The organism is Dehalococcoidia bacterium (genome assembly GCA_035574915.1).
Lineage (GTDB): Bacteria > Chloroflexota > Dehalococcoidia > DSTF01 > WHTK01 > DATLYJ01.
The window spans coordinates 1-25,814 of the sequence record DATLYJ010000122.1 but is presented as its reverse complement, the minus strand read 5'-3'; the positions used below and the strand labels follow the sequence as shown (position 1 = coordinate 25,814).

General features: G+C 67.2%; 23 protein-coding genes. 9 read left to right on the top strand and 14 right to left on the bottom strand.

The genetic code is table 11. From position 1 onward, the window contains the following. Position 1 precedes the first annotated feature (1 nt). Together VNN10_11535 and dapB are read right to left on the bottom strand one after the other, a co-directional pair. Positions 2-562 carry a cupredoxin domain-containing protein gene (locus VNN10_11535; protein ID HXH22653.1) on the bottom strand — a complete coding sequence of 187 codons (561 nt, stop codon included), beginning with the start codon at positions 560-562 and terminating at the stop codon, positions 2-4. A gap of 98 nt (positions 563-660) precedes the next feature. After that, the gene (dapB, locus tag VNN10_11530) at positions 661-1,455 is read right to left on the bottom strand and encodes a 4-hydroxy-tetrahydrodipicolinate reductase (GenBank protein HXH22652.1); all 795 of its coding nucleotides are present in this window, start codon (positions 1,453-1,455) and stop codon (positions 661-663) included. Between the two features lie 231 nt (positions 1,456-1,686). Here dapB and VNN10_11525 point away from each other — a divergent pair, with 231 nt between their 5' ends. The 7 genes from VNN10_11525 to VNN10_11495 all read left to right on the top strand — a co-directional run bounded on the left by VNN10_11525 (position 1,687) and on the right by VNN10_11495 (position 9,261). Then, complete coding sequence (locus VNN10_11525) at positions 1,687-3,501, top strand: ABC transporter substrate-binding protein (protein ID HXH22651.1); 1,815 nt, start codon at positions 1,687-1,689, stop codon at positions 3,499-3,501. A gap of 200 nt (positions 3,502-3,701) precedes the next feature. Then, a complete protein-coding gene (locus VNN10_11520) occupies positions 3,702-4,157 on the top strand; it encodes a hypothetical protein (GenBank protein HXH22650.1) in 456 nt (151 codons plus the stop codon). A gap of 72 nt (positions 4,158-4,229) precedes the next feature. Continuing rightward, on the top strand, positions 4,230-5,276 hold the full coding sequence (locus VNN10_11515) for a lysylphosphatidylglycerol synthase transmembrane domain-containing protein (GenBank protein HXH22649.1): 1,047 nt from the start codon (positions 4,230-4,232) through the stop codon (positions 5,274-5,276). After that, a complete protein-coding gene (locus VNN10_11510) occupies positions 5,273-6,244 on the top strand; it encodes a cation diffusion facilitator family transporter (protein ID HXH22648.1) in 972 nt (323 codons plus the stop codon). The genes VNN10_11515 and VNN10_11510 overlap by 4 nt, the downstream gene beginning before the upstream one ends. Positions 6,245-6,270: 26 nt before the next feature. After that, complete coding sequence (gene proB / locus VNN10_11505; GenBank protein HXH22647.1) at positions 6,271-7,395, top strand: glutamate 5-kinase; 1,125 nt, start codon at positions 6,271-6,273, stop codon at positions 7,393-7,395. 212 nt (positions 7,396-7,607) lie between these two features. Then, the gene (locus tag VNN10_11500) at positions 7,608-8,873 is read left to right on the top strand and encodes a glutamate-5-semialdehyde dehydrogenase (GenBank protein ID HXH22646.1); all 1,266 of its coding nucleotides are present in this window, start codon (positions 7,608-7,610) and stop codon (positions 8,871-8,873) included. 46 nt (positions 8,874-8,919) lie between these two features. Then, positions 8,920-9,261 (top strand): hypothetical protein, encoded by a 342-nt coding sequence (locus VNN10_11495; protein ID HXH22645.1) that lies wholly within the window; start codon positions 8,920-8,922, stop codon positions 9,259-9,261. A gap of 133 nt (positions 9,262-9,394) precedes the next feature. Here the strand turns inward: VNN10_11495 and VNN10_11490 are convergent, their stop codons facing one another. From VNN10_11490 to VNN10_11440, 11 genes are all read right to left on the bottom strand, one after another. Continuing rightward, positions 9,395-10,225 carry a dihydroorotate dehydrogenase electron transfer subunit gene (locus tag VNN10_11490; protein HXH22644.1) on the bottom strand — a complete coding sequence of 277 codons (831 nt, stop codon included), beginning with the start codon at positions 10,223-10,225 and terminating at the stop codon, positions 9,395-9,397. 41 nt (positions 10,226-10,266) lie between these two features. Further along, the gene (gene carB, locus VNN10_11485) at positions 10,267-13,560 is read right to left on the bottom strand and encodes a carbamoyl-phosphate synthase large subunit (GenBank protein HXH22643.1); all 3,294 of its coding nucleotides are present in this window, start codon (positions 13,558-13,560) and stop codon (positions 10,267-10,269) included. A gap of 46 nt (positions 13,561-13,606) precedes the next feature. Further along, complete coding sequence (locus VNN10_11480; GenBank protein HXH22642.1) at positions 13,607-14,059, bottom strand: GNAT family N-acetyltransferase; 453 nt, start codon at positions 14,057-14,059, stop codon at positions 13,607-13,609. 2 nt (positions 14,060-14,061) lie between these two features. Then, positions 14,062-15,177 (bottom strand): glutamine-hydrolyzing carbamoyl-phosphate synthase small subunit, encoded by a 1,116-nt coding sequence (carA, locus tag VNN10_11475; protein HXH22641.1) that lies wholly within the window; start codon positions 15,175-15,177, stop codon positions 14,062-14,064. Continuing rightward, on the bottom strand, positions 15,170-15,796 hold the full coding sequence (locus VNN10_11470) for a DNA alkylation repair protein (protein ID HXH22640.1): 627 nt from the start codon (positions 15,794-15,796) through the stop codon (positions 15,170-15,172). The genes carA and VNN10_11470 overlap by 8 nt, the downstream gene beginning before the upstream one ends. After that, a complete protein-coding gene (locus VNN10_11465; protein ID HXH22639.1) occupies positions 15,793-17,121 on the bottom strand; it encodes a dihydroorotase in 1,329 nt (442 codons plus the stop codon). The genes VNN10_11470 and VNN10_11465 overlap by 4 nt, the downstream gene beginning before the upstream one ends. Before the next feature lie 7 nt (positions 17,122-17,128). Then, positions 17,129-18,595 (bottom strand): aspartate carbamoyltransferase catalytic subunit, encoded by a 1,467-nt coding sequence (locus tag VNN10_11460; protein ID HXH22638.1) that lies wholly within the window; start codon positions 18,593-18,595, stop codon positions 17,129-17,131. A gap of 22 nt (positions 18,596-18,617) precedes the next feature. Then, complete coding sequence (gene pyrR / locus VNN10_11455) at positions 18,618-19,181, bottom strand: bifunctional pyr operon transcriptional regulator/uracil phosphoribosyltransferase PyrR (protein ID HXH22637.1); 564 nt, start codon at positions 19,179-19,181, stop codon at positions 18,618-18,620. 200 nt (positions 19,182-19,381) lie between these two features. Further along, entirely contained in the window at positions 19,382-20,425 is a 1,044-nt protein-coding gene (locus VNN10_11450; GenBank protein HXH22636.1) for a M23 family metallopeptidase, read from the bottom strand. A gap of 494 nt (positions 20,426-20,919) precedes the next feature. Beyond that, on the bottom strand, positions 20,920-21,636 hold the full coding sequence (locus VNN10_11445; GenBank protein HXH22635.1) for a hypothetical protein: 717 nt from the start codon (positions 21,634-21,636) through the stop codon (positions 20,920-20,922). After that, a complete protein-coding gene (locus VNN10_11440; GenBank protein ID HXH22634.1) occupies positions 21,626-22,630 on the bottom strand; it encodes an ABC transporter ATP-binding protein in 1,005 nt (334 codons plus the stop codon). Before VNN10_11440 ends, VNN10_11445 begins: the two co-directional genes overlap by 11 nt. A gap of 234 nt (positions 22,631-22,864) precedes the next feature. Between VNN10_11440 and VNN10_11435 the strand changes: the two genes are divergently transcribed. Both VNN10_11435 and VNN10_11430 read left to right on the top strand, forming a co-directional pair. After that, the gene (locus VNN10_11435) at positions 22,865-23,605 is read left to right on the top strand and encodes an enoyl-CoA hydratase/isomerase family protein (GenBank protein ID HXH22633.1); all 741 of its coding nucleotides are present in this window, start codon (positions 22,865-22,867) and stop codon (positions 23,603-23,605) included. 106 nt (positions 23,606-23,711) lie between these two features. Further along, positions 23,712-25,319 carry a long-chain-fatty-acid--CoA ligase gene (locus VNN10_11430; GenBank protein HXH22632.1) on the top strand — a complete coding sequence of 536 codons (1,608 nt, stop codon included), beginning with the start codon at positions 23,712-23,714 and terminating at the stop codon, positions 25,317-25,319. A 220-nt stretch (positions 25,320-25,539) separates the two neighbouring features. Here the strand turns inward: VNN10_11430 and VNN10_11425 are convergent. Then, positions 25,540-25,814 (bottom strand): hypothetical protein (locus VNN10_11425; protein ID HXH22631.1); only part of this gene is annotated, 275 nt, incomplete at its 5' end.

Here is a 25,814-nt window from a genome sequence, read left to right as displayed (position 1 = left end):
CCTAGTAGCCGTAGTCGTAACCGGTCTGGGTCGCCGGGGTCGCATCGCCCGCTGGCTGCGACGCCGAGGTGCTCTGGCCGGCCGGGGCGCCTTCGGATGGGACCGCACCCGTGGTCCCTTGCACGGTTAGCTGGCCGCTCATGCGCGCCTGGCCGTGGATGGTGCAGTAGAAGGTGAACTGGCCCGCCGCCGGAGGAGTAAAGGTCACGTTGCGCGTCTGACCAGCCGCCAGGGAGCCGCTGTCGACCAGGTTGTCAACCGTGAAGGTGTGAGGGAATTGGCCGCCGTTCGTGACCGTGAGCTGGACGGGCTGGCCGGCGCGGACGGTGATGCGGGCCGGCGAGTAGGAAAAATCAGCGATCGTAATGCTGTTGCCAGTGCCGCCGGCCGCGCTCGTCGGGCTGGCCGCGGCGGGCGCCGAGGTCGGGCTGGCCGCGGCGGCAGCGGGCCTCGTCGGGGAGGCCGCGGCGCCTCCGCCGTCATCGTCGCCACCACAGGCAGCGGCAACGGCGCCAGCAAGGACGATTACAAACAGGACGGCGGGCATGAAACTACGAAGCATGGGGACGGGCTCCCTTCAGGACAGGACAAGTGGGCTGCCATTAGGACTTACGCTCCCGGAGGCCTCTGAGGATTCGTTAGCCAATGAGGCGCGGGCTTTCAGAGGCCGATCAGGTTCTCGAGGCCCACAACGAGCTCCTGGCGCTTCATCACCTCTCGCGTCGCCAGAAGGACGCCGGGGATGAAGGATTCGCGGCCGGTCGAGTCATGGCGGATGGTGAGGGTCTGCCCGAGCCCGCCAAAGACAACCTCCTGATGGGCCACGAGGCCGGGCAAGCGCACGCTGTGGATGGCGATGCCCTCATAGGTTGCCCCACGGCTCCCTGGCAGTGTCTGCTTCTCGGGCTCGTTGTGCTGGAATGACTTGCCCCTGGCCTGAGCCATCATCCGCGCGGTCGTCACAGCCGTGCCGGACGGCGCGTCCACCTTGCGCTCCTGGTGCATCTCGGTGATCTCGGCCCAGTCGAAGTAGCGGGAGGCGATGGCCGCCATGTGCATCATCAACACAGCGCCGATGGCGAAGTTGGGTGCGACGAAGGCGCCCAGCTTCCGCGCGCGGCACTCGCGCTCCAACTCCCGCAGAAACGCCTCGCTGAGGCCCGTGGTCCCGATGACGAGTCGAGCGCCAGCGGCCAGGGCGGCTTTCGCTACCCGCGGCGTCCACTCGGCGTTCGTGAAGTCGATCACTACGTCCGGCCGGCAGCGGCCGATCAAAGGCTCCGGTTCGTGTCCCATAGGTATGAGGTCGGAGCCGCCAGGCAGGGAGTGGAACTCCTCCTTCGAGAACTTCTCGAGCACCCCGACGGGTTCGAGGTCTTCGGCCGCCGCTACGGCCTGCAGCACCTCGCGCCCCATGTGCCCCGACCCGGATACGAGGACTCTAATCGGTGGCATAACCCCATCCTCCGGCAATGGATTGTATTACGACGGGAGGCAGGCCGGCGGGGACGGACTCGGAGCAGCACCAGGAAGCCCGAAGTGGCCTGCGACCGCCAAACGTTTCATTGACGGAGCAGCTTCAATCCAATAGGGTTGCGGCTGCATAACAGTCGGAGGCAAGTCCCCTTGGCCGGCAGCAAAGGGTACTGGCGGCGCGCTCTCTCGGCGCGTATGAGTCGGCGCCGCATGCTCGCGGCTTCGTCGGCAGGCACCCTGGCCGCGGCGATAACGGCTGCCTGCGGGCCGCCGCCGGGAGCGGCGACGCCGTCACCGGTGCCCGGCCTCCTTTCGCTGCCCGAAGACAGTACCGCCAGGGCGCGACCGGGAGGGGCGCTCAAGAGCGCCGCTCTTGCCGATGTGCCCAGCTTCGACCCGCATTCGGCGCAGTCGACGGCAGTCCACACCCAGGTCGCCGCTTACACCTATCCGCGCCTCCTGAAGTTCGCCACCGCCAGACATCCGGATCTCGCGCGGGGAGATGTCGAAGGCGACCTGGCGGAGAGCTTCGAGTTCAGCGCGGACAAGCTGCAGCTCACGTTCAGGCTGCGACAGGGACTGCGATGGGACCTGAAGCCACCGGTAAACGGCCGCGTGATCGACGCCCAGGACGTGGTCGCGAGTTGGAACCGGTTCCTCAAGCTCAGCCCCTATCGGGGCGACATCGCCTACGACGCCGCGGCGGCACCGGCGGCGCCCGTGGAGAGCCTGACCAGCCCGGACTCGCGCACCGTGGTTGTGAAGCTGAAGCAACCGGACGCCGGGATAACGGCCCTCTTTGCCTCGGACCGGCTGTTCTACGTGCTCCCCAGGGAGGCCGACGCAGGCTTCGACCCGCGATACGAGCTGAGAGGATACGGCCCTTACAGATTGGGCGAAAACCGCGCCGCAACCTTCCGCTCCTGGGTACGCAACCCGGACTACCACGTGAAGGGCCGCCCGTTCATCGACTCGATCGAACTGCCGATCTTCGGGGGCTACGCTGCGCGGCTGGCGCAGTTCAAGGCCGGAAACATCTGGACGCACGTCGCCAGCCAGGGAGACATCGTCAGCGTGAAGAAAGAGCTGCCAGCGCTCCTCCTGCGCAAGGCCGAGCACTACGCGACGAACCCCTCCTCGCTGGCCTTCGGCTACGCCGACAACAGCCCCTGGAAGGACGAGCGTCTGCGGCAGGCCGTGTCCATGCTGCTGGACCGGGAGACGATGATCGACGTCCAGACACGGCGAGGCCACTTCTGGGCCGAAGGTCTCCCCTTCGACGTGCGCTATCACACGGCAGTCGGCGCGGGATGGGAGGGATACTGGCTCGACCCGCGTTCGGACACGTTCGGGCCCAATGGCCAGTACTACAGGTTCAGCCCGGACGAAGCCAAAAAGCTAATCGCGGCCGCGGGCTTCGAGAACGGCCTTGATTCGGTCTTGCACTACAGTGGCGGGCTGCAGTACGGCGCCAGCTACGCCCGGACCGCCGAGTTGGTGTCGGGCATGCTCGCTGCCGGCGGGATCCGGGTGCGACTGGAAGCCCACGACTACGCAAGCGACTGGCTCCCGAACTACCACTACGCCTACGCCGCGGGGCGTAACGGCGGCCGCGCGGGCAAGGGATTCAGCGGTATCGCTTACAGGGCAGCGGCGTCTTATCCGCACGCCGCGCACCAGCTCTTCGCCCAGATGCACAGGGACGGGGCGCACTTCGAGGGCATGACGCCGGATGGGCGAAACCCGGAGGCGGGCGACCCGCAGGTGAATGCCGCCCTCGTTACGCTCCGGCGGGAGTTCGAACTCAGGCGCCAGCAGGAACTGGCGCAGGACTTTGCCCGCCTCATGGCCAAGCTCGCTTATGTGATCCCGAACGTGCCGTACGCGGCTCTCGGCTTCACGCTGACCTGGCCCGCGCTGGCGAACCTGGGCGCGTATCACGGCTGGCCAGCGGGGTCGGCGATCACGGAAGCGAACCTGCATCTCTGGATCGACACGTCGAAACCGCCGCTCGGCCCCGGATAAAGGCCGGCCTTGAGCGCCTGGGGACAATGGCCCTCGGTGCCTGGCAGCGGCCCCGGCGTGTTTATGTCATCTTCGCGACGGCGTACCTGGAGACAGCCCGAAGGGTCCGACAGCCGCCGCCCGAAGGCCGGTGGCGGCGATGGTCTTCGGCTGGATGGATTCTCGATAATCAGAAAATCAGAGCCCGCAAGGAGTTCACGATGCCGGAGGTCCAGCGGTTTCACTTCCACACCATGCGCAACTTGAAAGCGGCCCGGGGGAAGAACACCGAGGTCGCTTATCGCCTGGCCACCTTCCGGCCGGAGCGCGACGTGAAGATCGTCGGGGCTACCCTGGGGCTGCTGACCTGCAGCATCGATGACCACAGCAAGGGCTGCGTGGAACTGTACGTGGCGGTCACATACAACCAGGCGCGGCCATCACGCTATCGCAACTGGGTCCAGCTGAAGCGCGACTTCCTCTTCTACTCCCAGCGGGATGTCTACACGGAGCCCACGAGTCCGAACGACCTCGTGGTGAACACATTCCTCCCCGCCGGCCACTACTTCTCCGCGGGGCCACAGCAGCCGGTGAACGTGTACGCCGGCGCCTTGAACTCGCTGCCCTGGGACACTCTCTACGACGTCTTCGGCTGCATCTATTACACGGAGGATTGAGTACACGGAGGATTGAGGGGCGGAGGCCATCCGGCACACGGACTAGCGGCCCGCGCGACGTAAAATCGATGCGTGACCTTCGATAAGCTGCGCGGGCGGCTGCTGCTGTCCCTGATACTCGGCGCGCTGGTATTCGTCGGGCTAAGCGCTTACGCGGACTTCAGCGCGGTCATGGAGTCCTTCGGCGAATTCCGCTGGGAGTACCTTCCCGCCGTGCTTGCCCTGACGAGCGCGAACTATGCCTTGCGCTTCCTGAAGTGGCAGTACTACCTGCGCACGATCGGGATATCCGGCTTCTCGCGACAGGAGAGCGCGCTGACCTACCTCTCCGGCCTGGGGATGGTCGTGACGCCCGGTAAGGTCGGCGAGTGGCTGAAGTGCTACCTGCTGCGGGAGCTCCACGGTACCCCCTTCAGCCGCAGCGCCCCCATCGTCATGGCTGAGCGTCTGACGGACATGCTCGCCCTCGTCGTGCTTGGCTCGGCGGGACTGCTGGTCTTCGGCGACTCGTGGCCCGTGTTCCTGATCGTGATCCTGGGCTGTGGCGCTCTCGTGCTGGTCGCCCGCAATCAGCCGCTGGCTCACTGGTTCCTTCAGCGCCTGGAGGCGCTGCCGCTTATCGGCCGGTTTGCGCGGCAGGCGGAGCAGTTCTACGACAGCAGTTACGCCCTCCTTGCCCCCTGGCCGCTCGTGTCCATGACGCTGCTTAGCGTAGTCTCATGGGGCTTCGAGGTGCTGGGCTTCTTTCTGGTCCTCCAGGGCCTGGGGCTGGAGACGAGCCTGAGCGTGCTTCTGAAGGCTTCTTTCATCATGCCAGCAGCGACGCTTGCCAGCGCCCTGCTCCTGACGCCGGGCGGCCTGGGGGTCGCGGAGGCGGGCATTACCGGGCTGTCCGTGCGCCTCCTGGACATGACCGAGGCCGGCGCCGCGGTGGGCACTCTGATCATCCGTTTCGGGACGCTCTGGTTCGGGGTCATCGTGGGCCTTATCGCCCTCGCGCTCGTCGCGCGGCGGCTTCCGGGGCGGGGACTTCGCAGCCGGCTGGGCTCGGATGAAGATGAGGACGCTGGTGAGGCGGCTGGCAGTCTCTCGGTGGAGGAAGGGGCGCCCGCGTCATGATGTCTCGCCTCCGTCTCCCGGTCCCGTCAGACCTTGCCAGCCGCGCGGCAGTAGTCTCCTTCCTGGCCAACAGCGGCCTGATGGCGCTCAAGCTGGCCGCAGGCATCATCACCGGTTCGGTGGCAGTACTGTCCGACGGCATCGACAGCGCCCAGGACGTGATCGCCTCGGCGATTGCCTTCCTGAGCGTGCGCTTCGCGATGCGGCCGCCCGACCTCTCGCATCCCTATGGCCATGGCCGCGCCGAGACGCTGGCGGCGATGATCCAGTCGCTCCTGATCGGGCTCGGGGGCGTGTACATCACGTACAGGGCGATCACGCGCATCGCGGACCCTCCGGCTAGCATCGGCGTCGACCTGGGCGTCGGCGCGATGGTGATAACGGCGCTGGTAAACCTCGTCGTGGTGCGCTACGTGTCGTACGCGGCCAGGGTGACGGGTTCGCCCGCCATCGAGAGCGACGCCCGTCACCTGTGGACGAACGTCGTACAGGCGGCGGCCATCCTTGCCGGGCTCGGCCTGGTGCGGCTCACCGGAGAAGTGCTGTTCGACCCGCTGACGGCCCTTGGCCTGGCCCTGTACCTGTTCTGGACCGCAGGTCACATCCTCTGGGAGTCCCTGCACGACGTGATGGACGTGAGCCTGGCCGAGGAAGACGTCCGCTTCGTTGAAGACGCGATCATGCGGCACAGCGACAGGATCGCTGGTTATCACCGGCTGCGGACGCGCCGGTCCGGGCAGCGCCCGTACATCGACGTCCACATAATCCAGCCGGCGAACATGACAGTCGCCGAAGCGCACGCGATAGCCGACAGCATAGAGGCCGAGATCTGTGCGCGCTGGCCCGACGCCTGCGTCACGATCCAGACAGAGCCTGCGGACGGCCGCTTCCTCGGACCAATGCAATCGCCAGAGTCGCGCGGCCGCGAGGGAGAAGTGCCGCGCATTGGCCGCCGCCGGGCCTCGTAATACGCCCGACTCTATAATCACTTGAAATGAAGGGCTCCACGCGGCGCTACCGGCGCATCGTCGTCAAACTCGGGACAAACCTGATCACCGGCGGGACGGAACGGCTGGACCTGGCGCGCCTGGAGTCGCTGGTCACACAGGTCGCGCGCCTCCACGAGGAGGGCGCCGGCGTGGTGGTCGTCACCTCCGGCGCGGTCGCGGCCGGGCGCTCCCGCCTCGGGGCCAAGCGGGCACACAGGGACATCCCTTTCCGCCAGGTGCTGGCCGCCGTCGGCCAGAGCCAGCTCATGCAGGCGTACGACCACCTCTTCGCCAAACAGGGAATAGTCACGGCCCAGACGTTACTCACGCGTCGTGACCTCTCAGACCGAGTGAGCTACCTGAACGCGCGTAACACCCTGCTGGCGTTGCTGCACTACAAAGTCGTGCCCATCGTGAACGAGAACGACGTGGTCGCGGTCGAAGAGCTGGAGGAGAGCCGGATCGGCGAAAACGACACGCTCGCTGCCCTCACCGCGAACCTGATCGACGCCGACCTCCTGGCCATTCTGATGACGAGGGAGGGCCTGTACACCGCGGACCCGAAGCTGGACGACCGCGCGACGTTGGTGGGGCGCGTCGACCGGATTGACGAGACCATCGAGGGCTATGCCGGCGGCAGCGAGGGCGGAGGGACCGGCGGCATGGTGACAAAACTCAAGGCCGCTCGTCTCGCGACGGCAGGAGGCGCCGACGTTGTGCTGGCCAGCGGTAACGAACCTGACGTCCTGCTGCGCCTGGCGCACGGCGAGCACATCGGGACGTTTTTCCCGGCCACGAGCGACCGCCTCGAGAGCCGCAAGCGGTGGATCCTTTCCGGCCTCGCCGTGCGCGGGAGCCTGGTGGTAGACGAAGGCGCCGCCCAGGCCCTACGCGAACGGAACACGAGCCTCCTGCCGGCGGGAGTGCGCGAGGTCTGCGGCGAGTTCGCCCGCGGCGACACCGTACAGATCCTGACCGCGGACGGCCGCCAGGTGGCCTGCGGCATCACGAACTACGACTCACGCGATGCCGAGGCCATCCGCGGCCTCAAGTCCTCGAAGATCGCCGAAGTCCTTGGACACGATTACGGGACAGAACTGGTGCACCGCGATAATCTGGTGTTGGTGTAGGCCAGGTCGAAGGTGGGATTCGTGCTCGTAACCTTCCGCATCGGGACAAGTGAAGACCCCGCGCTGGATGTCGGCTTCCTCGCCGACACGGGGGCGCACGTCCCGATGCCTGTCCCGGGAGTCGCTGCCGTCGAGACTCCGAGATTCAGGGTTGGCCCCGTCGAACACCGCTTCGCGCCCGCGCGCCCATTCGGTCCGTCAGGCCTACCGAGATGAGCAAGCTCCTGGACCAGGCGGAAGCGGCGAAGAAGGCGGCGCGAAAGCTCGCGGGGCTCTCGACGGATGTCAAGAACCGCGCCCTGCTCGGGATCGCGGAGGCGCTGGTCGCCCGGCAGGACGAGATACTGGCAGCGAACGCGCAGGACATAGAGCGCGCCCGCGACGCCGGCCTGGCCGATGCGCCCCTCAACCGCCTCAAGCTCACGCCCGAGAAGATCGCGAGCATCGCCGCGGACGTGCGCACGGTAGCGGCCTTGCCCGACCCCGTCGGCGAGATCATCGACGGGCGCACGCTGCCGAACGGCCTGCAGGTGAGCCGGCGGCGAGTCCCCCTAGGCGTCATTGCCGCGATCTACGAGAGCCGGCCAAACGTCACGATCGATATCGCCAGCCTGTGCCTGAAGTCGGGGAACGCCTGCATCCTGCGCGGCGGGTCCGAGGCGATCCGCTCGAACACCGTGCTGTCGCGCATCGCCGTCGAGGCGGAGACGGCCGCCGGCGTCCCCGAGGGCGCGCTGCAGTTCATCGAAAGCACCGAGCGCGCCCTGGTCGGCGAGCTCCTGGCGCTACGGCGCTACATCGACCTGGTGGTCCCGCGCGGCGGCGAAGAGCTCATCCGTTATGTTGCCGAGAACGCGAGCATGCCCGTCCTCACGGGTGGCGTTGGCGTCTGCCATACATACGTGGACCGCGCGGCGGACCTGCAGAAGGCGCTAGACGTGGCTGTGAACGCCAAGACCCGCAACTGGTCGATCTGCAACGCCATGGACACCCTCCTCGTCCACCGGGAAGTGGCGGCCGAGTACCTGCCGCGACTCGCGGAGCGCTATGCGGTGGCAGGCGTGGAGCTGCGCTGCGACGAACGGGCCATGGCGGCCCTCGCCCGGGCCGGCAACGGCGTTCACGCCGTGGCAGCATCGGAGGACGACTTCGGGCGCGAGTTCCTGGCACCGGTGGCCGCGGTCAAAGTGGTCGACTCCCTGGACGAGGCGATCGAGCACATAGCGGCCTACGGCACGGGGCACTCGGACGCCATCGTGACCGAGGATTACGAGGCCGGCCGGCGCTTCATGGACGAAGTCGACACGGCCGTCGTGTACTGGAACGCCTCGACTCAGTTCACCGACGGCGCTCAGTTCGGCCTGGGAGCCGAGATTATCGACTCCACCCAGAAGACGATCGCGCGGGGCCCGGTAGGATTGAGGGAGATCACCACCTATAAATGGTACGTGCTCGGAAACGGGCAGACGCGGCCCTGACCGCGATAACGTGGGCGCATCGGCCCACATCAGGCAAAGGAGACTCATGGCTACGTATGTCTTCGAGCGCGAAACACGCACGCCCAATTCCGAGACCTTCGTCATCGAGGCCGATGGCGCCGAGATCGGGCGTGTGGACCTGCATTACTCCGGCAGTACGGCCTACGCAACCCTCTGCGTGCCCGACACCTTTGACGACGACGCTATCGAGGAGCTCATCAGCGAAGTCGACGAGCGCCTGGTGATGAGCTGGGACCCGCTCCGCGACGACTTCATCGTCACGGTGTGGGCCGGCCGCGAGATCGGCGTGTTCTCCGAGTCCGGTGAAGACGAGGACGAGGACGAAGACGACCTCTTCCTGGACGAAGAGGACGGCCGCCGGCGCTAAGCCTCATAGCCGGCTGCCTGCTGGTCATCCAGGATCCAGGCGCAGGAACGCGAGCGGAGATCCCATCGCCCGGAGACTCATGGGCGTTGCCCTTAGCCGGCGCTCCCTCGTCCCGGCCGAGCCCGCGGGCCAGCTACCAGATCTCGCGGATGTCGAAGCGGGGGCCGTCCTTGCAGACAAGGCGGGGCTCGCCGCGGCGGTCGAAGACGGCGCAGCCATAGCAGATGCCGGTGCCGCAGCCCATCGGGGCCTCGAGGAGCGCCTGCACGGGCTTGCGGCCGCGGGCGCGGCCGGCGCCGTCGAGGTCCCGCACCAGGGCCGCGATCGCCTCGAACATCGGGGTCGGGCCGCAGACGAAGACCTGGTCTGCCCAGGCGAAGTGGTCGGCGAAGACGTCCGTGACCCGGCCCTGCACGCCCATCGAGCCGTCCTCCGTGGTGACCACGACCTCAACCTCGGAAGGCACGAACTCGGCCGGGAAAACGCCCTCACGCGAGCGCGCGCCGGCTATGAGGACGACGCTCCTGCCTTTGCTGACAGCCTCGTCGGCCAGCCAGAGCAACGGCGCGATGCCGATCCCCCCGCCGACGAGCAGCAGGTTCTGGCCGCTCCCGCGCAGAGAAAAGCCGCGGCCAAGCGGTCCCCAGGCGTACACGAGGTCGCCGGGTGAACGCTGGGCAAGCCAGGCCGTGCCGCGGCCTACGACGTCGTAGAGGATCGAGAACTCCGGGCCGCGCTCGCCCTCCCGCACGCGGTGATAGCTCATAGGCCGCGGCAGGAGCGGGTCGGAGGCAAGGGAGGCGCCAGCCGGACGCTCGCCCGCGTCGGCTATGTCGGCGCAGCGCAACATGAGGAAGCGGCCGGCGGAGGCTCCCCGCAAGAGTTCGGGGCCGTCGAACCAGGTGAGGTAGGTATCGCCGTAGAGGCGCTGGGTGGAGACCACGCGGATGAAGGCTGTCTTCAATCCAGGCTCCGGCGTGCACAAGGCCGATTTAGCGCGCCCAATCAGGTGACCGTGACAGCCTTGCGGTACTCGTAGATCGGCTGGACGCTGAAGCTCTGGCCCTCCGCGAGCAGTACCTCGGTCGCCGCGAGGGCGGTGTCGATGGAGGTGAAGCAGGGGATGCGGCGTTCGGTGGCGGCGCGGCGGATCTGGAAGCCGTCGCGCAGGGTGGTGGGCCGCCCGCCCTCCGGTGTGTTGATCACGCAGTTCACCAGGCCGCCGTTGATGACGTCCAGCACGTTAGGGCGGCCCTCGTTCAACCGCTTTGTCACCTGCTCGACAGGTATGCCGAGCGCCCGGATCTCGGCGGCCGTGCCCTCCGTCGCGTAGAGCTTGTAGCCAGCCTGGTGGAGGCGCCGGATCACGGGGATCGCGTCCGCCTTGGTGTGGTCGGAGATCGAGAGAAGGGCAGCGCCCTGCGGCGGCAGGGCCAGGTCGGCGGCCATGACCGCCTTCGCGAGCGCCGCCGGGAAGGTGCGGTCAATGCCCATGACCTCGCCGGTCGACTTCATCTCGGGGCCGAGGTAGGTATCGACGCCGATGAGCTTCGACATCGAGAACACGGGGGCTTTCACGGCGACCAGGGGCTGGCGCGGCCAGAGCCCGCCCTGATAGCCCTGCTCTCGCAGAGTCTTGCCCAGCGCCGCGTTCACCGCCAGGCGGACCATGGGGACGCCGGTGACCTTCGAGAGGAAGGGTACCGTGCGGCTGGCGCGCGGGTTCACCTCGAGCACGTACACCTTCGAGTGGTCGCCATCGGGCATGATCACGTACTGGACGTTCATGAGGCCGCGGACGTTGAGCGCAAGACCGATGCGCGTCGTGTATTCAACGATGGTATCGACTTCCGCGGGCGCGAGGTTGATGCCCGGGTACACAGCCATGGAGTCGCCGGAATGGACACCGGCGCGCTCGATGTGCTCCATGATGCCCGGGATGAGCACGGTCTCGCCGTCGCAGATGGCGTCGACTTCGACCTCCTTGCCCTCCAGATACTTGTCGATGAGCACGGCCCGGCCCTCGGCCTGTTCGAAGGCCGGCGCGAGGTAGCGGATCAACTCGCTCGCGTTCTGCACGATCTCCATCGCGCGGCCGCCGAGAACGTAGCTCGGCCTGACCAGCACCGGATAACCGATCTCGTCGGCCGTGAGTATCGCTTCCTCGATGGTGCGCACGCCGGCGCCCGGCGGCTGGGGGATGCCGATGCCGTTGAGGAAGTTCTCAAAGCGCCGCCGGTCCTCGGCGAGGTCGATCGTCTCGTAGCTCGAACCGATGATCTCGCGCGTCGTGCGGTGCAGCGGTTCGGAGAGGTTGATCGCGGTCTGGCCACCGAACTGGACGATGCTGCCCGGGGCTACGCCATCCTCAGTCTCCTCGTTGTGCAGGATCTCGCGGATCGACTCTTCGTCTAGGGGCTCGAAGTAGAGGCGGTCCGAAGTGTCGAAGTCAGTGGATACGGTCTCGGGGTTCGAGTTCGCGATGAGGGCTTTGTAGCCGGCGGCCTGGAGGGCCCAGACCGCGTGCACCGAGGCATAATCGAACTCGATGCCCTGGCCTATGCGGATCGGCCCCGAGCCGATCACGAGGGCGGAGTCCCCGTCCAGCGGCGGCGCTTCGTTCTCGTCCTCGTAGGTGCTGTAGAAGTACGGCGTGACGGCTTCGAACTCCGCGGCGCACGTGTCCACCATCTTGTACACGGGGCGGAGGTTGTAGCGCTTGCGCAGGTCGCGGACCTGCTCGGGCAGGCGGTCGGCCAGGGTTGCGATCTGTACGTCGGAGAAACCGAGGCGCTTCGCCTCTTTCAGGAGGTCCCGCGTCAACGGCTCGGACAGAAGCCGCTTCTCCATGCGGACGATATTGTTCAGCCTCTCCGTGAACCAGGGGTCGATCCCGGTTCGGCGGGAGATTTCTATCGGCTCGACGCCGCGTCGCAGGGCAGCCATGATGGCCCACAGGCGCTCGTCGGTAGCGTCCAGAGGCCGCGATTCAGGGCTTTCAGACCAGTTGGGGTCCTCCCAGAGGAGCGAGCGGCCGCCAATCTCCAGCGAGCGCACCGCCTTCTGGAGCGCCGCTTCGAAAGAGCGGTCGATGGCCATGACCTCGCCCGTCGCCTTCATCTGCGTGCCGATCTGGCGGTCGCCGAAGGGGAACTTGTCGAAGGGCCAGCGCGGGATCTTGACCACGCAGTAGTCGAGCGCTGGCTCGAAGGCCGCGGTGGTGCGGCGCGTGACCGCATTCGGGATCTGGTCGAGCGTCTTGCCGACGGCGATCTTCGCCGCAACCCGCGCGATGGGATAGCCGGTAGCCTTGCTGGCCAGTGCGGAGCTTCTCGAGACGCGGGGATTGACCTCGATGACGTAGTAAGGCGGCAGGTCGAGCCGGTCGCGGGGCCGAGCATCTGTGCCGTCCGGCCAGGCCCAGGGGACGACGTCCGGCCGGGGCGCGAGAGCGAACTGGATGTTGCAGCCCCCCTCGATCTTCAGGGCTCGGATTATCTTGAGCGCTGCCGAACGGAGCATCTGGTACTCCTTGTCGGTCAGCGTCTGACTGGGCGCGACGACGATGCTGTCGCCGGTGTGGACGCCCATCGGGTCCAGGTTCTCCATGTTGCAGACGGTGATGCAGTTGTCGGCGGAGTCGCGCATCACCTCGTACTCGATTTCCTTCCAACCGAGCAGGCTGCGCTCCACCAGGACCTGGTGAATCGGGCTGGCCGCCAGGCCGCTCTCGATGATGCGCTGATACTGCTCCGGCGTGAAGGCGACGCCGCCGCCGGTGCCACCAAGGGTGTACGCGGGACGGACCACTAGGGGCAGGCCGATGCGCGCACGCACGCGCTCCGCCTCTTCGAGCGTCGTCACGGTCTCGCTGTCCGGCACCGGCTCGCCGATGTCGCGCAGCAACTGTTTGAAGAGCTCCCTGTCCTCCGCCTTGCGGATCGTGTCGACCTGCGTCCCCAGGAGGCGCACGTCATAGCGCTCGAGGACACCTGCGTCCACGAGGGCAACGGCGAGGTTGAGGCCGGTCTGGCCGCCGAGGGTGGGCAGGAGGCCATCCGGCCGCTCGCGCTCGATGATGCGGCGGATGACCTCGACCGTCAGGGGCTCGATGTAGACGACGTCGGCGATGTCCTCGTCGGTCATGATCGTGGCCGGGTTGGAGTTGACCAGGACGGTCTTGATGCCTTCTTCGCGCAGGGAGCGGCAAGCCTGGGAGCCGGAGTAGTCGAACTCCGCCGCCTGGCCGATGATGATCGGCCCCGAGCCGATGATGAGGACTTTAGAAGGCCTGGTCATATTTCGGACGACACTCATCAAGATCTGATGCTATGAAGCGTCAGCATCACAGTGGCAGCTCGAAGCGCGCCTCCGGGTTGTACAGCGGCACGAGCGCGCCGATGCTCGACAGGAAGCTCAGAGCCACTTCGTTGTTCTGGGGCAGGCGGCCACGGATGCGCTTGTAGCCCTTCTCCCGCGCGTGCTCCAACGCCCTCTCGGCCAGCAGCGTGCCGTAGCCCTTCTTGCGGTGCGGTGCTAGCAGCCATACGCCAAGGGTCGCTGTGTCCGGCTCCTCAGTGTTGTAGTCGAGGGCCGAGAAGCCAACCACGTCACCCTCGACCTCGCAGACGAAGAGGCCGCCATTGTCCCCGAGACGGTCCATCCAGCGGACCACCTGCTCCGGCGAGAGGGGCTCGCGCAGGGCAACTGGTTCCGGGTCCTTCAGGATCTCCGCGATGACGGCGCTGATGCCCTCGGCGTCGTCCTCTGTCGCTCTCCGTACGCGCGGTTCGACCATGGCTAGCGTCCTTTCTCAGCCGCAACCAGCTGAATGAAGCGCTCGAACAAGTACATGTTGTCCAGGGGGCCGGGCGAGGCCTCTGAATGATACTGAATCGTGAGCATGGGGACTTCCCTGTGCACCATCCCCTCCACTGTGCCGTCGTTGAGGTGTACATGACTGACCTCCACGGACGACGGCAGGCCATCGCCATCGACGGCGTAACCGTGGTTCTGGGAGGTGATGTGCACCCTGCCCGTGCTGTACTCCCGGACGGGGTGGTTCGCGCCCCGGTGCCCGAACTTCAGCTTGTAGCACTTCGCGCCAAGCGCAACGCCGGCGACCTGGTGGCCGAGGCAGATGCCCATGAGCGGCGTCCGGCCCAGAAGGCCCTTCACGGTCTCGGCGGCATAGTCGAGCAGCGCCGGGTCACCGGGGCCCGGCGAGAGCACGACGCCGTCCGGACGCAGGGCAAGGATGGACTCGGCGGACGACTTCGCCGGCATGGCCATGACGTCACAGCCCAGCACGCGCAGCGAGCGCATGATGTTGTACTTCACGCCGAGGTCGACGACAACGATGCGATGATACAGGGCGGGGTCCCGCGGCGGTGGCGCGTAGACGCCCTCCGGCGGCCATGCGAACGGCCGCGGCGAACTGACCTGAGGGACGAGGTCGACGGAGCCGTAGCGCGGCAGGTCGCGCAGGCGGGCCAGCGCAGCCGCCGGGTCGCCCGAGGTGAGGGTGCCCATCATGACGCCGGCGGAGCGCAGGCGTCGCGTGAGGGCGCGTGTATCGACGCCTGCGATCCCCGGCACGCCGCGGTTGGCGAGGTATTCGTGCAGTCTCTCCGTCAGCAGGCGATGGCTGGGCGCCTCGCAGTATTCGCGCACGACGAAGGCGTTCACCTGCACGCGACGCGACTCGTCGTCGCGGGCGTTGGTGCCGTAATTGCCCTGGATGGGGTAGGTCATGACCAGGATCTGACCCGCGTAGGAGGGGTCGGTGAGCGCCTCCTGGTAGCCGGTCATTGAAGTGTTGAAGACGACCTCGCCCGTGGCCTCTGCCGCTGCGCCGAAGGCCCGGCCTTCATATACGGTGCCGTCTTCTAGGACGAGGAAGGCAGGCTCAGGCACCCTTGGCCTCCACTTTCTTCGCCGCGCGGCGGGCCCAGTCGAGGGCTTTGCGCATCGTGGGGCCGCGGTCGCCGCGCAGGCCCTCCGCCACCGCGCGGAGGTGCGGCAACCAGGCCGGGTCGTCGCGGGCGGCCTCGATGAGCGTGACGATGGCTAAGCGGCGCTTCCAGACATGGTCGCTAGCAGCCAGCGCCATCACTCTGTCGATGAGTTCCGGCCTGGTGACGAGCATGCGGCCGGTGAGGCCAGCGAGGTTGTCGACGTGCTCCCAGTTGTCGATGCCCGCCGCCCAGGCCTCTATGGTGTCCCAGGGCAGCGTCTCCATGACAGCCTTCCGCCGGCTCAGCAGGTACACAGCAAGCAGGCGCTCCTCACGCCAGCCCGTGTCCCAGAGGGCCTGGGCGAGCGCCGTGAAAGCGCCCGCGGGCAGGCTGCGGTGCTCCCGCGCCCAGGCGGCGGCGACCCTTCTGACTTCTGGGACGCGGACCGCATGTGCAGGCTGTTGTGAGGGGACGGTGCGCCGCATTCCCCACTCGTACGACGGGTCGGCGCGGCCCTTGAGCGCGGCCGTCAGGAGGGCGACTTCGCCGCGGACATCGAAGCTGGGCGCTGCGGTCAAACCTCAACTCCTTCTCGCGCGAAGACGACAGTGCCGCCGAAGATCGTGGCGACGACCAGCCCCCGCAGGGTCGCGCCGGCCAGGGGCGTGTTCTTTCCCCTGGAAGCGAAGTCGCCGGGCCTTACCTGCCACTCGGCGGCCGGGTCGAACACGACGATGTCCGCGGGGGCGCCGGGCCTGAGAGTGCCCGCGCCAGGCACGAAGCGGTCCAGCCCGAGGGCGCGGACGGGGCCGATAGTCAGCGCCTCGACCGCGCGGACCAGGCCGATGGACGGGGCGCGGGTCAGCACGAGGGCAAGGGCGGTCTCCAGGCCAACCATGCCGAAGGCGGCAGCCTCGAAGCTGCAAGACTTGTCGCCCTGAGCGTGCGGGGCGTGGTCCGTAGCGATGGCATCGATCGTGCCGTCCAGCAAACCCGCGACGCAGGCAGCTACGTCCTCAGCCGACCGTAGCGGCGGGTACATCTTGGCATTGGTGTCGTAGGGCGGCTCCGCGCCGACATCCTGCCTCAAGACCGCTTCGTGCGTCAGCGTCAGGTGGTGGGGTGTGACCTCGGCCGTGACGCGCACCCCCCGCGCCTTCGCCTCGCGCACGAGCGCGACACTGCCAGCTGTGCTCACGTGGGCGATGTGCACGTGTGAGCCCGTCTCGCGCGCCAGCGCTATGTCGCGGGCCACGGTCGTCTCCTCTGAGGCGGCCGGGATGCCCTTCAGCCCCAACCGGGCCGAAACCCAGCCCTCGTGCATGCTGCCGCCGGACATGGCGGGCGCCTCGCAGTGGTCGATGATCGCGAGCCCGAGGTCGCGGGCGGCTTCGAGGGCGCGCCGCATGAGGCCCGCGTCTGCGACGGGAGAGCCATCGTCGCTGAAGGCGACGCAGCCGGCCGCCGCAAGCTCCGCGAGGTCCGCAAGCTCGACGCCGACGCGGCCCTTCGTCACGCAGCCGATGGGCAGGACGCGGACGAGGCCGCGTTCGGCGGCGCGCTTGCGGACGAAGTCGACGGTCTCGCGGCTGTCCAGCGGCGGCTGCGTGTTTGGCATGGCGCAGACGGTCGTGAACCCGCCACGCGCGGCGGCCTGCGTCCCTGTCTCGATCGTCTCCTTGTACTCGAATCCTGGCTCGCGGAGATGAGTGTGCAGGTCCACGAAGCCGGGAGCCACCACCATGCCCCGCGCGTCGAGCACGCGCGCCCCTTTCGCCTCGAGCGAGGGCGCCACCCGGATGACGCGGCCTTCGCTCACGAGGACGCAGCCGGCTTCGAGGTCCAGGCTGGCAGCAGGGTCGAGCACGCGGCCGCCGCAGATGAGGAGGTCCCCTGAAAGCATGGCCGTCCTAAACAGAGACGACCTGATGGCGCTTCGAGGGCCGGGCGCCGCTCACAGCCGGCTTCTTCAGGAGGGGCGGCCAAACGGCATCTTTGCTCGGCGCGCGCCGGGTGTGAGGGCTCGCGGGCCTGAACCCGGCCTCTAGCGCATCGGCTTCAGACTTGAAGAAGACCACGTGCTCGCGGCTGGGCGCCTCGCGAGCGAGCTCACGCACGCTGTGAAACACCTTGCTCTGAGTGTTTCCGTAGTAAGTCGCCAGGAAGTCGCTGTCGCAGTAAGCGCAACGCAGGCGGTAGCCGTCCGTTTCGGGGATAAGCCTGAACCGCGCAACCGGGACGTTTTCCGTGCGGGTGACGCAGGCCTGGTTTTCGCAGCGGGTGCCGCCGCGAGCGCTGTGCAGCTGGTACTTCTCCGGTGGACGAGCGGCCGCGGTGGCGGGCTGGCCGAGGATGCCCAGGAGGAGCGCCATACGGATCGGGATGCCGTTCGCTGCCTGCTGGAAATAGAGACTGCGCGGGTCCTCATCCACCTCCGGGCTGATCTCGTCTACCCGGGGCAGAGGGTGGAGGATGGAGGTGTCCTTGAACTCGGGCAGAGACAGGACCCTGGCGTTAACCTTAGGGTACAAGGGCGGCGCCTGCTCGCCGGCTGCCCAGCGCTCCTTCTGGGCGCGAGTGATATAGAGTTGGACGCCCTGGAAGTTGATCCGGACTTCGTCCTCCGTCAGCAGGCTGAGCTGGTGCGACTGGGTAGGGGTCACATAGACGGCATCGACCATATTTTCCGGGCCGACCTCCGCATCCTCACCACCGTAGAGGGCGCGGAGCATACCAATCTTCGCCTTCATGAGGTCGACACCGTAGTCACGCGATAGCTTCCGGTGCAGGTGCTCGGGGAGCTCGCGGTCGCCGCCGGGGAGCAGAATTACGCTGGCTCCGAAGCGGGCAAGGGCGTAGATGAGCGAGTGGATTGTGCGCCCGTACTGGAGGTCGCCGCAGATCGCCACCTTGAGCCCGGCGAGGTGGCCGTGCTTCGACCGCAGCGTGTAGAGGTCGCACAGGGTCTGAGTTGGGTGCTCGTGGGCGCCGTCACCGGCATTCACTACCGGGACTCCGGCAAGTTCCGAGGCGTACCGTGCCGCGCCTTCGGAGGAGTGGCGCAGCACCAGCACGTCCGCGTACTTGCCGACCACCCGGACCGTGTCGGCCAGCGTCTCCCCCTTCGAGACCGAGGACGCCGCCATGTCCCAGGCCGAGATGACGCCGCCTCCCAGGCGTTGCATGGAGCTCTCGAAGGAGAGGCGGGTGCGGGTGCTGGGCTCGTAAAAGAGGGTCGCCATGATCCGGCCGCGTAGGCGGTCCATGAAGGAGTCACGCGAGTCGCGGATCTGGTCTGCCAGGAGGAAGATCTCCTCGATCTCCTCGTTGGAGAGGTCATCCACCGAGACGATGCTGCGACCAAACAGGTTCAACATCTCGCCGCCGTCCTTTCTTGCATCATTTGGCCGCCAACTCCGTCCTGGGCGCGATGGCCCCGTTCGCGATCAAGGTCTCATCGCAGCCATCCGTCTCCACCAGGTGGACCTGGATACGCTCGTGCGAGGCGGTCGGCACGTTCTTGCCGACGTAGTCGGGCCGGATGGGGAGCTCGCGATGGCCACGGTCGACCAGCACGGCGAGCTGGATCCGCTCCGGCCGGCCGAGGTCCATGATGGCATCCATCGCCGCCCGGATGGAGCGCCCGGTAAAGAGTACGTCATCTACCAGGACAACCTTCTTCCCTGTCGGGTCAAGCGGGGGCGTCAGGGCGCTGCCGTTGGCCGCCCCCGTCCGTGGCCTGTCGTCGCGGTAGGAGGTGATGTCGAGTTCGGCCGTCTCGACGTCCGAGCCCTCGATCTGGCTGATCAGGGCGCCCAGCCGGCGGGCGAGCGGGACGCCCCGGGTGCGCATGCCAACCAGGAGCAGGTTGGCGCTGCCGCGGTTCGCCTCGAGTATCTGATGCGCCATGCGCACCAGGGCGCGGCGCATGTCATCGGCTGTGAGGAGGACCCGCTCCGGCATAAAGAAAGACCTCAGGGTACTCCCGGAGGTCAGTGAGGTTAGCTGTATGGCTCGGACGCCCTACGGGCGAGACGAACTTGCAGGCTTACCTTCCCGGCCTCACGGGACCGGACTTAAAGGTTCTAACGGATTGTACACCGCCAGCGCGGTTGTGACAAGCATCACAACACTGACAAAGGAGAATGAGGGGTCCGGTCCGGCTAGGGCAGATAGATCAGCGGGTTGACGATGGCCCCGTTGAGATGAACCTCGAAGTGGAGGTGGTTGCCGGTCGCATAGCCGGTGCGGCCGCCGTAGCCGAGGATCTGCCCCTGGGCGACCCGCTGGCCGACGCTGACGACAATCGAGGACAGGTGCGCGTACAGAGTCTGGAAGCCGTTGCCGTGGTCGATAACGACGTAGAGGCCGTAAGAGCAACAGGGGTTGCCGCCGGCGAAAACTACCGTCCCGGAGGCTGCAGCGCCCACTGGCTGGTTGGGGTTGCCGTGGAAGTCGATGTCGATCCCGAGGGGGTGCGCGGCCGTGAAATAGCTCGATATCGGGCCGGAGGCGGGCCAGATGAAGCCGGAGACCGAGGCCTGCCCGCCGCGCACGATCTGCGTGCTGGGAGCCGACGCTGAGCCGCCCGACGATGCCACGGGCGCGGGCCGGGCAAATCGCTTCGGGTTCGGCACCAGCAACTCCTGACCTACCTTGAGATTGTTGAGGTCAGTGACCTGGTTCTGCGGCAGCGCCGCGATCTCTTCGAGGGGAACGTCATAGAGCGTGGCGATCGACGAAGCGGTGTCGCCGCTGCGCACCAGATGGACGACGCCGTTCTGCGTGGGGACTTTGATCTTCTGGCCGATCTGCAGCAGGTCGTCCGCGCTGGCAATGTCAGGCTTGTTGCTGTGGACGAGGAAGTCCGCGGCGGTCACCTCGCCGCTGGTCAGGCCGAAGGCATTGGCGATTGTCCAGAGCGTGTCGCCCGGCTGAATGGTGTAGACGCAGTAAAGGATGCTCTGAGTGGTATCGCAGGGGGGCAGGGTCGCAGTCGGGGAGCCCGCGCTGCTGGCCATGAGGCGCACGCCGCCATCACCGCGGCCGGCGGAGGTGGAAGCTGCTTCCGGGAGCCCGGCGTCGAGCTCGGCGCCATGCGCGGCCAGCTGACGCTGCTGCGCGACCAACGTCACGCCGACGCTCTGCGGGGCGGGCTGGCCAGTGACGGCGCCGGAGTAGGTGAGGCCGTCCACGGCGTTGGCCAAACCGCCGGCGCGGGTCGACGCCCGACCGGGAAGGAAGGCGGCGTAGAAGGCCGAAGCGATAGCGATAGAAAGGATCAGACCGTGGAAGAGGGGCCTTCGGTATCGCCTACTAGCGGTTGGACTCGCCTTGCGTCCCGCGCGGGGATTCAGGGCTCCGGGCGAAGGTCGCCCGCTGGGCGCAGAAGTAATGCCTGCAACCTCCCTGCTGAAGCACTCCCTTTCGTGCTGGCCGGTCGAACAATCCGCAGTATTCTACACCGCGTTGTCAATGACTTCCGTTGCATTTCAAGCCCGTATCTTCTATAGAAGTTACTTCTAGCGTTCATTCGACGTTTTCTATTGCCCCGCTGTACATAACATCCCCATAACGAGTCTATTAACCTCGAAGTTGTCCACGCTTCTGCGCCTCGTCAGTTATGGCAGTTCGAAATGCCGCGGGATCAGGCACTTCCCGGCAGTTAGGCGAGCCTCCGGGGCCGCCACCCCGTTGGCGTCTAGAGGTCGCGGCGATAAAACGCCGCGAGGGTCGCGCCGAGGCACGCGCCTGTGCCCAGCGCAAACGCCAGCATGTACCGCGCCTGTTCCCACGTCCCCGCCCGGCCGTCGAGCCACTCCTCGGCATCGCGCAGCAGGGCTGTCGGCGAGAGGTACTCAAGGCCCACGAAGTCGAAAATCAGGGACTGCGACGCGAAGACCACCATGAGCAGCGCGATCGCCACGAGGGTGTTGCGAAACAGCGCGCCGGCGAGCGAGCCCAGCGCCACGAGAAACACAAGCGTAAGGCCCAGCGCCAGGGCCACGACGGCGATCTGCGCATCGTCGGCGTTTCCCCTCCCGACCTTCTGCGCCAGGTACATCGTCGGCAGCACGACGGCGAGGTGCGCCGCAAAGACGAGCAGCAGGCGGGACCCGACCTTGCCGAGCGTGAAGTCGGTGCGGGTGACCGCGCGAGCGAGGACGGAATCGGCGGCGACGTCCAGATCGGAGCTCAGCGCCGCCGCGCCCAGGACGCCAGCGAGGATGGCGGACGGCAGCGAGTAGACCGCGAGGAAGCCGGTCAGCCCGCGCGACACGCTCCGGGCCTCGTCCATGCTCGCCAGGGCGAGCAGCGCTAGCACCGCCACCAGCACCACCCAGCCGCGAAGCAACCACGAGCCGGACAGCGCGGCACCCTCGGAGCGAGCGATGGCCCGCGCCGCCCTAAGAGACATCGCCGCCCCTCCTGAACGTCCCGGCGCGCCAGTGCGACTGCAGACCGTGGCGGCGGTCCTCCTCGAGCCGTTGCAGGAACGCCTCCTCCAACTGGTCGCCCAGCATGTTGATCGAGGTCACAGCCACGCCTTCCTCGGCCGCGAGCGAGAGCACGTGCGAGAGCGTCGCGGCCAGCGGCAGGTCCTCCGACAGCGTCAGCCTCAGGAACGGCTCTTCGTACTCGGGCGAAAGGGGCCTTTCCAGCGCGGCCAGGCGGCTGACGAGCCTGCTCACCTCGCCCTCCACCTCCAATTCCACGGTGCGGGCGTGCGTCATGCGCTTCATCTCGCCGATCGGGCCGGAGTAAATGAGCTGCCCGCGGTACAGCACGCCAATGTCGTGACAGACGCGGTCGACGTCGCCGAGGACGTGCGTGCTCACGATCAGCGTCTTCTTCGCGTCCATCGAGCGGATGAGGTCGATGACCTGCCGGCGCCCCACCGGGTCGAGGCCGCTGGTCGGCTCGTCCCAGATGAGGAGGTCGGGCTCGTTGATGAAGGCAGCGGCAATGCCCAGGCGCGTCGTCATACCGGTCGAAAACGTGCCGATGCGCTGGCCGGCGGCACTCATGAGGTCGAAGTCGCGCAGCAGTGCGGCGACGCGGAACTCGCGCTCGTCTCTGCTGAGGCCGGAGACCTCACCCACGAACCGCAGGTACTGAATCGCGGTCTCGTGCCTGGGAAAGCGCGGGTTCGTCGCCAGGAAGCCGATGCGGCGACGCAGATCCGCGGCGTTGGCGTGCATTTTCTCGCCGAACACCAGCGCCTCGCCCGCCGTCGGTTGCTGCAGGCCCATGAGGATGCGGAACAGCGTCGTCTTGCCGGCACCGTTCGGCCCGACGAGGCCATAGACGACTCCGGGGCGCACGCGCAGGTCGACGCCGCTCAGGGCCACGACGCGGTCGCCGTACACCTTCGTCAGCTGGCGGGTCTCGACCGCCCAGACAGTATCCACAAGCGTCATTCTAGCCTTTGCGAGACATCACCCTCGTACCAAATTGTCGACCGCAACCCACCCGAGCGTGCAGGGCCAAACGGCGACAGGTCGGCGGAAAGCGGCTCCGCTGCACCGCCGTCTCCAGGGCTCGCTGCGGGCCGTCCCGGCAGCCCATCCGCCGCGGGCGCCTTCGGGCGCCGTCCCTCCGCCACCTGCACGAATCGGCGCGGCTATACTCACCACGAAGGCACCATGTTCGAGAGCCTCCTCTTCGACAAACAAGAGGTCGAGCCCAGGCCCGGGGGCTGCATCGCCTGGATCACTCTGAACCGGCCCGAGAAGCTGAACGCCGTCAATCTTCAGATGCGCGACGAGATGTGGACGGCTATGGAGTGGGTCCGCTCCGACCCCGACGTCGGCGCAATTGTGCTGCGCGGCGCGGGCGAGCGGGCGTTTTCTGCCGGGGCCGACATAACCGAGTTCGGTACGGCGCCCTCGTACGTCGAAGCGCGGCGGGCCCGGCACGAACGTGACCTCTGGGGCCTGATGCTGGCGATCGAGAAGCCGATGATCGCGTCGATCCGCGGTTTCGCCCTCGGCGCCGGCTGCGAGATGAGCCTCTGCTGCGACCTGCGCATCGCGTCTGAAGACGCCAGCTTCGGCCTTCCGGAAGTGAAGCTGGGCTATATCCCGAGCGCGGGCGGCACGCAACTCTTGCCGCGCACCATTGCTCGTGGCAATGCGCTGCTTATGATCCTGACAGGGGAGCCGATCAGCGCCAGGCAGGCCCTGGACTTCGGGCTGGTGCAGTGGGTGGTCCCCGCTGGCGACCTCCAGGCCCGGACGGAGGAACTTGCGAGGCGCGTCGTCGCGCGGCCCGCGCCGGCCGTGCGGCGCGCGAAGGAGGCCGTCGTTAGGGGACTGGACCTGCCGCTGGAAGAAGGCGTCCGCATGGAGTGGCGGCTCGGGCGGGCGCTGGAAGCCGTGACATAAGCCCCCGCTCCGTGGGTAAAATCTGGCGGCACGCACCGCGGGCGGCGAGTCAGGCCCACCGGTCAGGCTGTCAAGTTATGGATAGATGTGGATACGAGGGTAGTCGATGAATCCGGCCGAGTTCCTGACGATAAGCAGCGCCGTTGTGCCCGACCGTGAAGCCCTTATTGCCGCCGACGGCTCCAAGCGCATCACCTACATCGAAATGGCCGACCGCGTAAACCGCCTCGCCAACGCGCTCCAGGCCATGGGCGTGGGCGTGGGCGACAAGGTCGCCTTGATGGCCGTCAACTCCCCTGAAGCCGTCGAAGCCTACTACGCCTGCGCGAAAATCGGCGCCTGCTACGTGCCGCTGAACCCGCGGGCGAAGCAGGAAGAGATCGAGTACATGATCAACACCTCCGAGGCGGAGGTGCTCTTTGCCGGCGACCGCTATCTGCCGCTCATCGCCCAACTCCGCCCGCGGCTCCCGACCCTGAACGAGGTCATCGCCCTGGAGAGCCGGCCGGAGGGACTGAAGTCCTACGATCAGCTTCTCGAGTCCTACGAGCCGGACGAGATCTTCACCGAGGTGGACGAGACCGAGCCGAGCGTCCTGATCTTCACCTCCGGTACGACGGCGATGCCGAAGGGCGTGGCGCTCACCTACCTCAACCTCTCCCTCTACGTGATGAACACGATGAGCCCCGCCGACCCGACCGCGGAAGTCGAGTCGACGCTCCTGTCCGTGGGTGTCTTCCACGTTGCCGGCATTACGGCGGTGATGTCCTCCATCTGGGGCGGCCGGCGCCTCGTGATCCTGCCTCAGTTCGACCCCGAGGCGTGGTTGAAGGCCGTGCAGAACGAGAAGGTGACCCACGCGTTCGTGGTGCCGACGATGCTTAAGCGCGTGATGGAGCACCAGGACTTCGAGAAGTACGACCTGACCTCGCTCCAGCTGATCACGTATGGCGCCGCGCCGATGCCCTTCGAGGTGGTGCGCAAGGCCATCGATGTCTTCGCGAAGGCGGCGCCTAACGCCGGCCTCATGAACGCTTACGGGCAGACAGAGAGCAATTCCACGCTCACGTACCTCGGGCCCGAGGACCACCGCCTGGACGGCACGCCGGAGGAGAACGAGAAGAAGATCAAGCGCCTGCGCTCGGTCGGCCGCCCGATGGACGATGTCGAAATCGCCATCATGGACGCGCACAACCGGCCGTTGCCTCCCGGGCAAGAGGGTGAAATCTGCGTCATGAGCGCCCGCGTGATGAAGGGTTACCTGAAGCAGGCGGACGCCACGGCCTCGGCTATCGTCGATGGATGGCTGCACACGGGAGATGTCGGCTATCTGGACGAGGACGGCTATCTCTTCATCACCGGCCGCGTGAAGGACCTGATCATACGTGGCGGCGAGAACATCTCCGCGGGCGAGATCGAGGCCGTGCTCGAGGGGCACCCCGCCGTCGAAGAAGCGGCGGTCATAGGCGTGCCCGACCCCGATTGGGGCGAGACGATCAAGGCGGTCGTAGTGCTGAAGAACGGCCACGGCGCCCGCGACGAGGCGACGCTGCAGCGGATGCGCGCCGAGCTACAGGCTTACTGCCGCGAGAGGCTCGCGAGCTACAAGATGCCGGCGTATATCACCTTCGTACCTGAGCTGCCGCGAAACCCGATGGGTAAGGTGCTGAAGACTGAACTGCGGAAGGAACACGGCGGGGCGGACAACGGGTAAGAGTCAGCCCTCAAGCGGCCAGATGCGTGATTTGCCCGCCCGTGCTTCGAGCGGGTTCAGCCGAAGCCGCCAGCCCTCTTGCTTCGCCGGATGTCGACCGCGAGACTCCTGGTCTCGTGCTACCACCAGGTTGGCCGATGTCTGTCGCTCGCGGGACATGCAAGCCCGCTCGCCTTGTCCTGAAGCCGGCGACGGGCAACCGGCCGCGCTCTCGACCCGCTTAGGAGGCCGCGGCCGCAGCCTGTCCAGACAGCGTCCGTAGCAGCGCCGCTTCCAAGTCTGCGTCCACGCGCGCGCTGGGGAGCGCGAGGTCTACCTCTTCGCCCTCACGCGTCCGGATCGTGAGCACGACGGGGTCTTCGCCGGCGTGGGCGCGGAGGAGGTCGAACAGGCGGGCGAGCCGGGCCTGGTCAGCGGCTTCGTCGTCCGATTCCTCGAGGACGAGGCGGAGGGGGTCGCGGCGCGGCGGCGCCGGGGCGGCGACAGGCGTCGCAT

Bases quoted from the DNA above. Each gene is read 5' to 3' on its own strand.
- VNN10_11535 (HXH22653.1), bottom strand. From the start codon at position 562: ATGCTTCGTAGTTTCATGCCCGCCGTCCTGTTTGTAATCGTCCTTGCT.
- dapB (HXH22652.1), bottom strand. From the start codon at position 1,455: ATGCCACCGATTAGAGTCCTCGTATCCGGGTCGGGGCACATGGGGCGC.
- VNN10_11525 (HXH22651.1), top strand. From the start codon at position 1,687: ATGCTCGCGGCTTCGTCGGCAGGCACCCTGGCCGCGGCGATAACGGCT.
- VNN10_11520 (HXH22650.1), top strand. From the start codon at position 3,702: ATGCCGGAGGTCCAGCGGTTTCACTTCCACACCATGCGCAACTTGAAA.
- VNN10_11510 (HXH22648.1), top strand. From the start codon at position 5,273: ATGATGTCTCGCCTCCGTCTCCCGGTCCCGTCAGACCTTGCCAGCCGC.
- proB (HXH22647.1), top strand. From the start codon at position 6,271: ATGAAGGGCTCCACGCGGCGCTACCGGCGCATCGTCGTCAAACTCGGG.
- VNN10_11500 (HXH22646.1), top strand. From the start codon at position 7,608: ATGAGCAAGCTCCTGGACCAGGCGGAAGCGGCGAAGAAGGCGGCGCGA.
- VNN10_11495 (HXH22645.1), top strand. From the start codon at position 8,920: ATGGCTACGTATGTCTTCGAGCGCGAAACACGCACGCCCAATTCCGAG.
- carB (HXH22643.1), bottom strand. From the start codon at position 13,560: ATGACCAGGCCTTCTAAAGTCCTCATCATCGGCTCGGGGCCGATCATC.
- VNN10_11480 (HXH22642.1), bottom strand. From the start codon at position 14,059: ATGGTCGAACCGCGCGTACGGAGAGCGACAGAGGACGACGCCGAGGGC.
- VNN10_11465 (HXH22639.1), bottom strand. From the start codon at position 17,121: ATGCTTTCAGGGGACCTCCTCATCTGCGGCGGCCGCGTGCTCGACCCT.
- VNN10_11460 (HXH22638.1), bottom strand. From the start codon at position 18,595: ATGTTGAACCTGTTTGGTCGCAGCATCGTCTCGGTGGATGACCTCTCC.
- pyrR (HXH22637.1), bottom strand. From the start codon at position 19,181: ATGCCGGAGCGGGTCCTCCTCACAGCCGATGACATGCGCCGCGCCCTG.
- VNN10_11445 (HXH22635.1), bottom strand. From the start codon at position 21,636: ATGTCTCTTAGGGCGGCGCGGGCCATCGCTCGCTCCGAGGGTGCCGCG.
- VNN10_11435 (HXH22633.1), top strand. From the start codon at position 22,865: ATGTTCGAGAGCCTCCTCTTCGACAAACAAGAGGTCGAGCCCAGGCCC.
- VNN10_11430 (HXH22632.1), top strand. From the start codon at position 23,712: ATGAATCCGGCCGAGTTCCTGACGATAAGCAGCGCCGTTGTGCCCGAC.